The sequence below is a fragment of the Spiribacter salilacus genome, from assembly GCF_009649225.1.
GTDB classification, from domain to species: Bacteria; Pseudomonadota; Gammaproteobacteria; order Nitrococcales; family Nitrococcaceae; genus Spiribacter; species Spiribacter salilacus.
Window position 1 is genome coordinate 18,064 of sequence record NZ_WJPP01000002.1, and the last position, 12,959, is coordinate 31,022.

At 47.3% G+C, this 12,959-nt stretch carries 10 protein-coding genes; 4 read left to right on the forward strand and 6 right to left on the reverse strand.

Features of this window, described 5'->3' with window-relative positions; genetic code table 11:
* Positions 1-79: 79 nt before the first annotated feature.
* Genes GH984_RS03270 through GH984_RS03285 form a run of 4 tightly spaced genes read right to left on the reverse strand, consistent with a single transcriptional unit; the run spans position 80 to position 6,530 of the window.
* Positions 80-835 carry a M48 family metallopeptidase gene (locus GH984_RS03270; protein ID WP_153718790.1) on the reverse strand — a complete coding sequence of 252 codons (756 nt, stop codon included), beginning with the start codon at positions 833-835 and terminating at the stop codon, positions 80-82.
* The gene (locus GH984_RS03275; protein WP_153718791.1) at positions 828-3,860 is read right to left on the reverse strand and encodes a type I restriction endonuclease subunit R; all 3,033 of its coding nucleotides are present in this window, start codon (positions 3,858-3,860) and stop codon (positions 828-830) included. The genes GH984_RS03270 and GH984_RS03275 overlap by 8 nt, the downstream gene beginning before the upstream one ends.
* Entirely contained in the window at positions 3,860-5,053 is a 1,194-nt protein-coding gene (locus GH984_RS03280) for a restriction endonuclease subunit S (RefSeq protein WP_153718792.1), read from the reverse strand. The genes GH984_RS03275 and GH984_RS03280 overlap by 1 nt, the downstream gene beginning before the upstream one ends.
* Positions 5,043-6,530 carry a type I restriction-modification system subunit M gene (locus GH984_RS03285; RefSeq protein WP_153718793.1) on the reverse strand — a complete coding sequence of 496 codons (1,488 nt, stop codon included), beginning with the start codon at positions 6,528-6,530 and terminating at the stop codon, positions 5,043-5,045. The genes GH984_RS03280 and GH984_RS03285 overlap by 11 nt, the downstream gene beginning before the upstream one ends.
* A 1,208-nt stretch (positions 6,531-7,738) precedes the next feature.
* On the opposite strand from GH984_RS03285, the gene GH984_RS11020 reads away from it, so the two are divergent.
* From GH984_RS11020 to GH984_RS11075, 4 genes are all read left to right on the forward strand, one after another.
* Complete coding sequence (locus tag GH984_RS11020; protein ID WP_153718795.1) at positions 7,739-8,344, forward strand: tetratricopeptide repeat protein; 606 nt, start codon at positions 7,739-7,741, stop codon at positions 8,342-8,344.
* A 310-nt stretch (positions 8,345-8,654) separates the two neighbouring features.
* Positions 8,655-9,161, forward strand: coding sequence for a hypothetical protein (locus GH984_RS03300; protein ID WP_153718796.1), 507 nt, complete (start codon positions 8,655-8,657; stop codon positions 9,159-9,161).
* A gap of 39 nt (positions 9,162-9,200) precedes the next feature.
* Entirely contained in the window at positions 9,201-9,530 is a 330-nt protein-coding gene (locus tag GH984_RS11070) for a MarR family winged helix-turn-helix transcriptional regulator (protein ID WP_153718797.1), read from the forward strand.
* 75 nt (positions 9,531-9,605) lie between these two features.
* Complete coding sequence (locus GH984_RS11075) at positions 9,606-9,911, forward strand: DUF6626 family protein (protein WP_369691917.1); 306 nt, start codon at positions 9,606-9,608, stop codon at positions 9,909-9,911.
* Here the strand turns inward: GH984_RS11075 and GH984_RS03310 are convergent.
* Together GH984_RS03310 and guaA are read right to left on the reverse strand one after the other, a co-directional pair.
* Positions 9,908-11,176 carry a tyrosine-type recombinase/integrase gene (locus tag GH984_RS03310; protein WP_172973153.1) on the reverse strand — a complete coding sequence of 423 codons (1,269 nt, stop codon included), beginning with the start codon at positions 11,174-11,176 and terminating at the stop codon, positions 9,908-9,910. The genes GH984_RS11075 and GH984_RS03310 overlap by 4 nt on opposite strands.
* A gap of 204 nt (positions 11,177-11,380) precedes the next feature.
* Entirely contained in the window at positions 11,381-12,958 is a 1,578-nt protein-coding gene (gene guaA / locus GH984_RS03315) for a glutamine-hydrolyzing GMP synthase (protein ID WP_153718799.1), read from the reverse strand.
* Between the last annotated feature and the right edge of the window lies 1 nt (position 12,959).

Here is a 12,959-nt window from a genome sequence, read left to right on the forward strand (position 1 = left end):
CTTTAAATTCTTTTTCTTTTTTTGCTCAATTTCTTCGTTTGAAGATATTCAGCATATGTAACTTAAAGATTATCTGACCTCATCCAATCATCGCATTGTTGATCGGACAACGAACATAGCCGAGTCGATGCTGGTTCGCCTCAAGCCATTCATGTTCCGATGAGAAATTCCCATAGATACTGCGAAGGGTTCTCCAGAATTCAGATGTGTGATTTAGCACATGAAGATGCGCCATTTCATGAGCTACCACATAAGAAGCAACACGCTTGGGGGCATACACAAGCCTCCAGTCAAGCGAGATTATCCCAGCAGGTGAACAGCTGCCCCACCTGGTTACCATTTGGGTAATTCGCAGGCTTTTTGGCGATTTCCCGATTGATTGCTGATACTTACGGCAAAGTCGCCTTGCCTCAGTCATAAATTGTTGGCGCAGATAACTTTGTAAACCTAACTCAATAGATTCATCGTGTGTCTGAGGTGATTTATATTGGGGATGGGATACGAGAAACCCATTTCGGTATCGAACTGTGACTTCTTCCACATCGGATGCTTCAAGTTGCAGACGCGATAGTCTGCCCCAGTACGGTATTTTCGCACCACTCTGAAATCTATAGAGTTTATGACACTCGGAACGCTTCTCTTCAAGTGAATGATGACTCCGGATAATCCATTTCTTTTTTTGAAGCATCGCCCCGCGTATGTCGTCACCACTTGCATAAATGGGAACCACTACTCGAAATCCATTCAGATCCATATCGAACCGAATGCGCCGTACTCTGTCACTGCGCACTAGGGTATACGGAATACTTTGGTCGCCAATCACAATCTCACTCATATTCACCTCGTGAGAAATGCTTGATGGCCATTTCTTCCAATTCCACTGGCAATTCTCTCAACTGAGTGAACCCCAGTTGGTGCGCTGCCTTCCTGACCTGCTGGCGAAGTTCCTTCCGAAGACCATCCTTGGTCTGCCAAAGCTTGGGCGCCGAGTTCTCATCGCTGTAAATGGCTTCCACAGCCTCAGCAAGGGATTTTTGGGCATCTGGGGATACTTTGTCACCAGATATCGACTCAATGACCCTCAGAAGGCTGTGTGCTTCAAATGACAGACCTGTTCTTTCGTACGATTGAGACTCTTCTTCTATCTCTTTGGCAAAAGCCTCGGCTGATTTCAATTTGTCAGCCCAAGAGAGCTGACTGTCATCCATCTTCTCAATCAACTCTTTGAGCTTCTCACTGAATTTGGCATATTGATGAAAATTCTCAGCCAATTTGGCTTCGGTGATTTTTCTCAACTCAGTGGTCTTTTTCAAAGCAGCCGATCGTTGGCTGTCTTCATCATCCCCCACCTGATCAAAATCATTCCAAAACTCACCATCAATTACAGAACGCAATTTGACGATGGTGGATAAACCGGTGACATGCACATGGTCTTCCAACATGCTTCGAATCTTCTCGCTGTAATCTCCTGTCTCAAAACTTTCTTTTTTGTCGAAGACTTGTCTGCCATACAACATGAAATTGGCAAACCAACGAAGGTCTTGGCTCATTTCCAACACAGCGGGATCAGGAGACAGTGCTTCATAGAGGGTCACAAAGTTTCTGACCTTGCGCTGAAATAATATCCACTCATCTTCTGAGCCAATAGCTTTGACCAGCGCATCATATTCAACCTTGAGATTGCCACCATGGCGCTTGATATCTTTGGTGTATGCCAACAACACCCGATGCGCAGCTCTGAGTTCATTGCGAAGACTCTCAAGATCTCGCATGGCATTCTGGACATCTTCAGATCGATAACTGGACAAGGCATCCTCGAGATGATGACTGACACCGATGTAGTCCACGATCAAGCCATTTTTCTTCTTGGCATCAGCCACTCGGTTGGTTCTGGCGATGGCTTGTAGCAGTGTGTGTTCCTTGAGTGGCTTGTCCAGATACATCACACTCTCAGCCGGTGCATCAAAGCCAGTAAGCAACTTGTCACAGACAATCAGGATATGGGGCTTGGCATAACGAGTCTTGAAGTCCTTTTTGATCTTATCTTCTGCTTTGTCATCGGCATACCATGCCACCAGATTTTCTCTGACCGCTGATTTGTAATGATCCTCGCTGGGTTTGTCATCTTCCTGAGATCGACTATAGACACAAGCTGTGTAGGTCTCTGATTCAGACCTTGCCTCAGCCTCACTCATCCCCTCCTTGACTAAATCTTGTGTGATGATCGCATCCAATGCTTTTTTGTAGAGAACAATGGCTTCTCGATCATAGGCCACCAATTGTGCTTTGAACCCATCTGGCATGGCATAGGACTTGAAGTGGTTCCACAGATCAAAAGCAATCAACTCCACTCGCTTGGGATGACAAACCAAATCCGCCAATCTGACACCACGCTTTTTGATGATTTCTAGCTGTTCATCACTGGCATCAGCAAACCATGTATCAAATAGGCTATCAATCTTGGCTTCATCAATCTGCCATTCTGTTTTTCGACTGGTGTAATAGATTGGAACTGTCGCACCATCTTTGACGGCATCATCAATTCCGTATTTATCTAAATAACCCTCACCCACGATCCCAAAGTTCTCATAGGTGTTTTTGTCGTCTTTCCGAATCGGTGTACCTGTGAACCCAAAGAATGTGGCATTGGGTAAGGTGGCTCGCATATAGGCACCCAAATCCTTCTCTTGGGTACGGTGACACTCATCCACCATCACAATCCAGTTCTCAGAATTGGGAATGGGATTCTTGGATCCCTCAAACTTGAAGATGGTGCTGATCAACGTTTGACCACTCACCTCAGTGGCCATCTTCTCTCTGAGGTCTCGAATGCTGGCAATAGGCACAGGATTGGGCAAACGGGTGGCAACAAAGGTCTGAGAGATCTGTTTATCCAAATCTTTCCTATCAGTCAAAACCAATAGGTTTGGATTGGAAACCTTGGGGTTTTCAATGGTGCGATGTTGCTTGAGTTTCAAGGCAGCAAACACCATGGTCAGTGACTTACCACTGCCTTGGGTGTGCCAAATCAAGCCTTTTTTGTGTTTGCCTTCCAATACACGGTCCACCATCTTATTGACGGCCCTGAATTGCTGGTATCGACAAATCTTTTTGATGATGGCACCAGACTCTTGCTCTCGTTCAAAGACGATAAAGTGAGCAATAATGTCTAACAGTCTGGCGGGTTCCAACAAACACCACAGTCCCTTGTGCAACTCATTGTCAAAATCATCTGGTCGTGGATAACTGTCTCGCCAATAGCCATAGAACTTGGATGGTGATCCTGTGGTGCCATAAAGCACTGTGGTGCCATCGGTCAGAATATTGAAGGCATTGGTAAAGAATAGCCTGGGGATGTCTCTTTCGTATTGTTTGATTTGATCAAAGCCTTCCCCATTCTTGTCTTTGAAATTGATGGGAGACTTGGCTTCAATAGCCACGACAGGAATGCCGTTGATATAAACCACCACATCAGGAATGCGGGACTTCTCAGCCTTGACATACAGCTGATGCGTCACAGCAAAGTGGTTATTGCTTGGATCATGGAAATCAATCAGTCTCAGGGTCTTTTGGGTGCTTTGACCCTCAACAGTTCTGGAGAATGATCCTCTCAATACATTGAGCCATTCTTCATTATCTTCTAGTCGAGAAAGTTCAGAAGCAGCCGCCTCAGCGTCACCGAGGGAAATGTCATTGAGTCTTTGGATGGCTTCAATCAGATGTGGTCGAAAGATGACCTGATTGTCAGCAGATCGAAGTTCATGGTGAGACTCTGGTGGCACAAACTGATACCCCATTGACTGGAGATACTCCAGTGTCGGTTTCTCAGCCAATCGCCATTCAGCCCCACGACCTTTCATTAGACAGTCCTAACCTTCCCCGTAAGTAAGTCATCCATCAGTCCCTTCTTAGTGACTTGGTACTGGTCAATGATTTGCTTTTGGCTTTGGATGAACACATCAACGCCTGAAAGGATTTCGGCAATTCGTTTTTGTTCACAAAGGGGAGGTATCAACGCCTCAGCTTTTGCTATCGTCGACTTATTGATTGATGGCAAGCCATTCTGAGACGAGAAAGAGTAAATATTGGTCCTCTCCATGATTCGAAATAGATAGCCTGGCGTAACCACATTGTCGTTTGCTATCAGTGCCATAACATTGTTATCAATTAGGCTGTCTTTCGTGAGACGACGCTTTTTATTAGTTCTAATGGCCGCACCAATTTTGGGAAAGATTACAGCTCCATCGGGATATGGTTTTGCCTTCAATACAGGCAAGTCTGCTTCTGTCACGTAATGATTAGCTACAGACATGAACTGCTCGTTACCAGAAGAATTCATGTCACTAACTTTGTAGAACGGGAAATCACCCTCGGTCCTTCCTTGGAACTTTACGGGAAAGCCAACGCCGGCTTTTATTTCACAAAAATCAGCGAACGGAATCATACGCCAACCCTCAGGAACCTCACCTCGTGCAATGGCTTCACTACCCAAACCACCGGTGAGCAAATCTTCCATCAAACCACGCTTGACACGCTCAGCCTGATCAATCACAGACTGTGTGGCTTGAATGCTTTCATCAACGCTTGAAAGGATTTCGGCAATGCGTTTTTGTTCGGGGAGTGGTGGCACTGAAATCAAATGAGTATCCAATTCCCTTTTCTTGATGTGCTGCATCGTCGTGCCGTGAGCCCCTTTCATGAGCTCATCGATTGACAGTAACAAACGATAGAGCAGAAATTCTTTATTTATGTCATCAATCGGCTCTACCTTGAAGATATGTTGGTTCAGAACAGCATCATATGCATTCCACATTACAGCGGTTAGTGTTGCACTCCAGCTGAAGAGCAGATCACCGGAGGTGACTCGATATTTGTCATCAACGGTTCCGGAAAAGCAGTTGTAATCAGAGGAAGGGTCTCTCAATTGAGGAATTCGAATGATTGGTAAACCTTGAGATGACCAATCTGACGGCTTGAACGCTTTTCCATTAGTGTAAGTAGCCACCGACGAAAGCCGATTCAATCTCCACCCCTCAGGAACCTCACTCAACATAGCCAAGCTCCTGAAGATAGGCAGTCATCTTTTTCTCAGTGGCATCACGTTCAGCCATCAACTCAGTCAGCTTCTGAGCTTCAATTGCCACATCAATCTTTTCAGCTTCTTCCCCAAGACTCACATAGCGAGTCACATTCAGATTGAAATCATTGCCCTCAATCTCAGAGACATCAACCAATCGAGCCAATTTCTCAATATCTTCAAATCCAAGATAGGCATCAGATAGCTTTTCAATGTGCTCATCACGAAGATAGTTCTGTGCTCTACCCTCATCAAATTCCTCAGCACCATTGACGATCATGATCTTGTTTTTCAGATGTTCAGGCTTGTGCTGATTCAAAAACAGAATGGCAGCAGGAATTGCGGCACCATAGAACAGGTTGGGACCCAATCCAATCACACCTTCCACCAAATCATTCTCAATAAAGGCTTGTCTGATCTTGCCTTCAGCACCGCCACGGAATAAGACACCATGAGGCACAACCACAGCCAATTTCCCATGTTCATTGAGACTGGCCACCATGTGCTGAACAAAAGCCAGATCACCATAGCTGGCAGGAGGAACCCCATAGACATCCCGACCATAGGGATCACCATTCTTCCACTGGGTATGACCCCATTCCTTCAAAGAAAATGGTGGATTGGCAATCACACGATCATAGGTCTTGATGGCTTTGCTACCTTCACTGACCAAGTGCTTTGGCTCTCTTAACGTGTCACCACGCCGCACATCAGCATCGTCTATATCATGCAGAAAAAGGTTCATCTGGCAGATTGCCCAGGTGTTTAGATTCCTTTCCTGACCATAGAGACTTAATGAACGAGGATTGAGACCAGCTTGTTCAACCGATCGATAGGACTCAAGCAACATACCGCCACTGCCACAGGTGGGATCATAGACACTCATGCCTTCTGTGATCTCAAGACATTTGACCATTAGGGTCACAACTTCTTTGGGTGTATAGAACTCCCCACCCCTTGTGCCACCATCATCAGCAAACTGCTTGATCAAATACTCATAGGCATTACCCAACATGTCAGCATCGACATTGGCATTACTGATCTCATATTTCTCAAAGTGCTGCAATAGCCTTTCTAGGATCTCATCACTGAAACGTTCTTTGTTATTGAAATCCACACTTTGGAAAATGCCACGTAATTTCATATTGGCATCTTCAACCGCTTGAAATGCTGAGTTCAAATGCTCACCAATGTTGGTGGTGTGCTTCCTGACATCTTCCCAACGATGACCCTTAGGAAGATCAAACCTATGCTCATCAGCATCAGCTGCCAAAGATGAGTCCCCATACTCTTTGAGCTTTTGTTCGAACTCTTCTTGCCAGACGTCACTCAGACGCTTGAAAAACAGCAAGCCAAAGATGTAGCTCTTATATTCGCCACTATCAATACTGCCTCGGAGGATGTTGGCAGCCCCCCAAAGGTGTTGTTCAAGTTCGTTTAGTGTGATTGCCATAAAAATTTCCTTTTCATCAGGCGACAGGACTGTAGTGCGATGAACACCCAAAATTACCGAAGTCACACTAGTTTACCGCTTATTAAGGCGGCACTACATCAAAGCACAGCAGGCCCATCAATGGAGCGCCTTTATCATTATGAGCATTCCAGACCTCACCGACACATTATGTCGCAGACTGTTGTTACTACTGTTTGAAAACGTTGTAGCTCGCTTGCGATGTCAAGGATTTTAATTGAAAGTGCCCCCATAACTGTATGGATATGACATTGAGCGACATGACTCCAAAACAAAGTGTGACCATGCCCGCCTGATGCACTTTATTCCTAGCACCGGTCTTAACTCACGAGATTACCTCTGTATGCCAACATCCTGTCTATCAAAGAGTCCGCTGAAAAATAGAGGAAAAGCCAAGTGAAAAAGTTGCTGCTAAGTCTCGCTATTTTGTCGATTTTCACCATTGGTACTGCCCAAGCCCAGAACTGCCGATCAGACGGCTTTGGGGGATATAGATGCGATGATGGCACGACTGCCCGCTCTGATGGCTTTGGCGGCTTCCGTTACAACGATGGCTCTTCGTCACGATCAGATGGTTTTGGAGGCTATCGGCATAGTGATGGCAGTTCATCCCGCTCGGACGGATTTGGTGGCCTACGTCATAGCGATGGCTCCTCATCACGATCCGACGGTTTTGGAGGGTGGCGGAACAGCGATGGCACACATTGTCGTTCTGACGGTTTCGGCGGCTTCACTTGTAACTAGGGCACTTTAGCCAACCGTACTACCAATGTCCGTAGTCATCTCTACTCCCTGTGCTCTCTTGCTTTCCGATTACGGACCGTATTGTTGACGTTAAGAGTTATGTTCAAGACTTTATCAACCATGGTCGCCGGATCATCTTTCTTTTTGCCCTCCGATTTACCACCACCAAGGGCGCGCAAAAATCGCTGCAAAGTAAGACGCTCCGCGGGGCTTAGGATATTTCCGTAATCTTTCAAGCAGTTTCGAGCCAACATCTGTGCAGTTGCGAGCTCTACGTCAGTAACGTTTGATTTTTTGTTCCCACGAGGGGGTTTTTTTCTTTTAGTCATGACTATATTTAGCCGTACTGACAACGGGTAAATATTTTTTACCTGCCCATGACTCTGAGGATTTGAAGATCAGTACGGATGTTGACCTGTGTGAGACACATCGAAGAAACTAAAGGCATGAAAAGGATTATTCGTGCAGTCGTGATGGCTTTATTGCTTGCCCCGGGTATGTTGTGGGCAAATGATTTAACCCAGCAATTCAAAGCTGGCGTAGAGGCCTATAAAATCCGTGATTACGAGACTGCCTATGAAATATTTTTGCCTTTCGCAGAGGGTGGGCTTGACATAGCGCAATACAACCTTGGTCTCATGTATTCACATGGCCAAGGGGTCGCGCAAGACTACGCCGAAGCTGCGCGGTGGTACCGGTTAGCCGCTGAGCAAGGTGATGTCGACGCACAACTCAACCTTGGGGTCTTGTATGTCCAAGGCCAAGGGGTCGCGCAAGACTACGCGGAGGCTGTGCGATGGTATCGGTTAGCCGCTGAGCAAGGTAATGCCAAAGCGCAATACAACCTTGGTCGCATGTATGGACTTGGCAACGGTGTGATTCAGGATTATTCAACTGCACATATGTGGTTTAACATTGCCGCGAGCAACGGAAACTCCGATGCCGTGCATAATAGAGACGTAATTGCAGACCGCATGACCCCCGAAGCCATTGCCGATGCCCAAAGCCGCGCCCGAATCTGCATAGAATCGGATTATCAGGACTGCGATTAGCCCACCGTGTTGATTTTCCCGCCTATTCGGGAAAAACCATGGTCGCCAGATTGAGTGCATCGAAATTGACTACAGCCGAACCCATTCTGCCTTCGGATACATCACCCTAGGTGCGTTTGAGGCATAAGTTGCGGCATAATCAGGTGGGGAATCTTGTTAGACAAGATGATTGCTTGCCTACGTCATGGGAGAAAGAGAAATAATCACGACTGTCATCTGACCCGATCGGGTTCACACCGATAAGAGTGTTCGATATGCCCACATCTCCATACAAGCAAGTTACCCCTGCTCGCGATAAAGGTGCTCTAGGATGAACACACTCATAGCCATAGGACATATCATTGGCTGCATTACTGTGGTGTTATCGATAAGTGCGGTAGCGGCACTCTTAACCATTCGTTTTCAAAACAAGGCGGCAGACAAAGCCTTTTATGAGGTTTGTTTACAGGCTGGAATACCAATAGAAAAGGCTGAGGAACCTGACAACGCGAACCATATCCTCAAAGTCCAACTCGACAAATTCAGTCCAGACTATTTCCAAAATCGGTTATCGAACTTCATAGGAGTGCTCGTTACCGTACTTGTAGTAACACAAAGTATGGTTTTGCTTGGGGTAACCGGAGTTGTCATATGGAACACAATTACTGACTCCTTAAGCAATGCCAAGTGGATTTGGACACTCTTGCCCCTTCAATTGGCATTTATCTTACTCAACCTTTTGATTTACGTGATGACCTCACTTCTTACCGGCCGAACACCAGGGCAAGCCAAATCTGTTCGATCCACACTGCTGCAGTATGCGCAACAAAACTTATAGGTTGCTTTTCATAGCACCACATTGGACAAATAGTCACCTATGGATAGGAACAACTTTCACAACACCACCCGCGCAGTTCAGGCACTCAGAGCGGCGTTAGAACCAGGCATACCCTACGGTTCCTCACTATTGCCGCTTGATATATTAATAGCCGTAAGCGTTAAGAAGAATGATGGTAAATCGTTAACCGTCAGACAGCTGATGGCCACCGTACCGAACTCAGCAACTGGGATTCGTTACAATTTAAATCGACTAGTCGCTGATGGCTGGATTGAGAGAACCCGATCGGAACAAGACCGGCGCACTGTGTTCCTGATACCCACCGAAAAAACATTGAAGGCATTCGAGGCGATTGCCAATTCCCTTTGAAAAGTGAGCGCTGTGGGTCATCACCTGTCCACCCACCATTTTTCCAGTTCTGTGACCAATCGGCTAAATAGAATCATGAACAAACATGATCTACTTAACCAAACGTACGAACTACTATCACGTCTCAATATCGTGACCAGTGAAAACCAATTTTCTGTAAAATGGCTCGGAAAAACAGAAGGTTACATTCGATCTATGCGAGCTAAAGGTTCTGAGCCGAGCAAGGAAGCCCTTGCAATATGCGCGCTGCGACTGCAGGCCGCCACAGCAGATCTTTACCCATATTTGGATCCGGACGATCACGGTCAATTTTTGCGACTTGCGTACCAAATACGGGATGAAGTTTTGGGTAGCGTGGATATTACGATAGTGGAGGACTAATTGTGCTCAATCAGTATACCGTCATGCATCACCACGCCCGCAAGTGCGGCATCTTCAACATATTGATCAAAAAGATGGAAATATGTCTTTCTAATTTGTTGCTCACTCGTCCCCGCAATCGCCGACAACTGCATGGTGTTGATTTTACCAATATTAATATGACGGGTAATGTAATAATGTCGAAATGAGTACGGCACCAAGGCACCCTGCTTGTTCTGGATACCCAAATCGTCAAGAAGCTTTTCAAACCCCTTCAAGTAGATACGCCGAGACATTGGTGTATTAGTATTCAGGCGAAAAATCTTTGAAGTGGATTCTGGTTTTGGAAACTGGCCATCCGTCTCTTCATAACGTCGAAGTTGCGCCATTTTGAGTAAAAGGAAGAAATTCGAGGAATCCAAAAACTTTACCACTCGTGATTTCCGGACTTTTGAGGACTCTGCGCGCACCTGCACTCGAGTCAGGGAATGAAATTCTTGGTCTTCCGGATTTGTTACGGATGACCCAGAATCTGGGACAGACCCTGTAATCACCTTCTCCTCGAGGCTATGGTCTCGCCATTCCATTGCTAGCGCTTCCCCAATACGCAGACCAGTCTCGAGCAGCAGCATAAAAAAACAGGAGGTCAACAGATCTCCGTACTCGACGCCATTTGTACTCTGCTCCGCTGACTTAATTTTAGCCATCAAATGGGCGCGAATCCGTTGAGCTTGTTCTTCAGTGAAGGAAGCTCGCCGGACATCCTGATTCTCAAACTCCGCTGCCCGGATTTTGCTCATATTCAGCTTAGCCAAGTGAAATTTGTTCCGTTCGTACAACCATCGGACTAACGCATTAAACGAGGCCTGCTCATTACGAATCGTGACCAGAGATGCACCTTGGTCGAGTCGCCAACGCTTGAAAGCCTTGCCGCTATCAAGATGCAAATTCCCTAGAGGGGTCTGATCGCCAAGAAATTTTTGCCAATGGGATAAATGGGTTTGGATTGTTCCGAATCGGCCAGCACCTATACCCTCGAGGACGTTGCCTGTAGCAACTTCTGTGGCTTTATCGTCGAGGTATTCTTTAATCGCTGATGCCACTGTTAAGCGCCGAGAAGGCAGAATCCCATGGTTTTGATATTGCGAGACAATATCGTAAGCTTTCGCTATCGCAGCATCGCGATCCTGCGTTCCGAGACTTTCTCGTTCGTACCCCCCCTGCCCCTGCACCCGATATCTTAGCCACCAAACCTTTCCGCGCAGAAAGATAGTCGCTAACCCCATAATCGTTTGCTGAGTGTCAGTGTTTCTCGGGTTTCGTATTGGTATAAGCATGCCTTGCAACTATTGAACTGGAAAAACTCAACTATTGTGCACTTTTTTGTGTAAGTCAAGATTCTGGTTCAATGTTTTCAATAACTTACGAGGTAGCGTGTAACAAATGTGGAAAATTTTTTTCCAAAAAATCAATGACTTACATTCTAAAAACTATTCCCACTCAATCGTGGCCGGCGGTTTTCCGGAAATGTCGTAGACGACGCGTGAGATGCCATCGATTTCGTTGATGATTCGGCGTGAGACTTGATCGAGGAAGGTATGGGGCAGATGCGCCCAGCGGGCGGTCATAAAATCGACCGTTTCAACGGCGCGCAAGGCAATTACATATTCATAACGCCGGCCATCGCCAGTTACGCCCACGGATTTTACGGGTAGAAAAACCGCAAAGGCTTGGCTGGTTTTTTCATACCAGCCTTCAGCCCGCAGCGCTTCGATAAAAATGGCATCGGCTTGGCGCAGCAAATCGGCGTAGGGCTTATGCACTTCGCCTAAAATGCGTACCCCCAGGCCAGGCCCAGGAAACGGATGGCGGTTAATCATTTCGGCCGGCAAGCCAAGCTCAAGGCCAATGCGGCGCACTTCGTCTTTAAAGAGCTCGCGCAGTGGCTCGAGCAGCTTGAGTTTCATGTGCTCAGGCAGCCCGCCCACATTGTGGTGCGATTTTATGACATGGGCCTTACCCGTATTGGCGCCAGCTGATTCAATCACATCGGGGTAAATGGTGCCCTGAGCCAGCCACTGCACGTTATCAATTTGGCTGGCTTGCTCGTCAAAAACCTCAATAAATGTGCGGCCAATAATTTTACGCTTGGCTTCTGGGTCAGCCTCACCCGCCAGCGCGTCGAGAAAACGCGATTCTGCATCTACCCGAATCACACGAATGCCCATGTGCTGGGCGAACGTCTGCATCACCTCATTACCTTCGTTCAAGCGCAGCAGCCCGTTGTCCACAAACACGCAGGTCAGCTGATCGCCAATGGCTTTATGCAGCAGCGCGGCAACCACTGAGGAGTCAACACCACCCGATAGGCCAAGTAAAACGTGCTCATCACCCACCGTATCGCGCACGCGGGTGATTAAATCGTCAATAATATTGCCGGCTGTCCACTGCCCGCTGCAGCCGCAGATATCGCGCACAAATCGCTCGAGGACACGCTGCCCCTGGCTGGTATGCGTAACTTCAGGATGAAACTGCAGCCCATAGATGCCACGTTCATCATCACCAATCCCTGCGATCGGCGCGCTCGGGGTGCTGGCAATCACCTTAAACCCAGCGGGTAGCTCTGCCACATGATCGCCATGGCTCATCCACACATCTAAAAGGCCATGCCCCTCGGCATTCACCCGATCATCAATGTCCGTTAGTAGCCGCGAATGCCCGCGTGCGCGCACCTCGGCATAGCCAAATTCTTTATGGCTAGATGGCTCTACCCGGCCACCCAGCTGCTGCGCCAGTGCCTGCATGCCATAGCAAATACCTAAAACGGGTACAGCCATGCCCAGCACCACATCCGTCACGCGCGGGGCGGCATCAAAGTGAACCGATTCTGGGCCGCCGGAGAGGATGACGCCCTGCGGCGCAAAATCAATGAGCGACTCGGCTGTGGCATCCCACGGGCGAATCTCGCAATACACGCCCGCCTCACGCACGCGACGGGCAATTAACTGGGTGTATTGCGAACCAAAATCAAGGATTAAAATTCGCTCATCATGTAGCTGGCTGGTCATT

Coding starts and splice junctions, on each gene's coding strand:
- GH984_RS03270 (WP_153718790.1), bottom strand. CDS start 835: ATGAGTGAGATTGTGATTGGCGACCAAAGTATTCCGTATACCCTAGTG.
- GH984_RS03275 (WP_153718791.1), bottom strand. CDS start 3,860: ATGAAAGGTCGTGGGGCTGAATGGCGATTGGCTGAGAAACCGACACTG.
- GH984_RS03280 (WP_153718792.1), bottom strand. CDS start 5,053: ATGTTGAGTGAGGTTCCTGAGGGGTGGAGATTGAATCGGCTTTCGTCG.
- GH984_RS03285 (WP_153718793.1), bottom strand. CDS start 6,530: ATGGCAATCACACTAAACGAACTTGAACAACACCTTTGGGGGGCTGCC.
- GH984_RS11020 (WP_153718795.1), top strand. CDS start 7,739: ATGAAAAGGATTATTCGTGCAGTCGTGATGGCTTTATTGCTTGCCCCG.
- GH984_RS03300 (WP_153718796.1), top strand. CDS start 8,655: ATGAACACACTCATAGCCATAGGACATATCATTGGCTGCATTACTGTG.
- GH984_RS11070 (WP_153718797.1), top strand. CDS start 9,201: ATGGATAGGAACAACTTTCACAACACCACCCGCGCAGTTCAGGCACTC.
- GH984_RS11075 (WP_369691917.1), top strand. CDS start 9,606: ATGAACAAACATGATCTACTTAACCAAACGTACGAACTACTATCACGT.
- GH984_RS03310 (WP_172973153.1), bottom strand. CDS start 11,176: ATGGGGTTAGCGACTATCTTTCTGCGCGGAAAGGTTTGGTGGCTAAGA.
- guaA (WP_153718799.1), bottom strand. CDS start 12,958: ATGACCAGCCAGCTACATGATGAGCGAATTTTAATCCTTGATTTTGGT.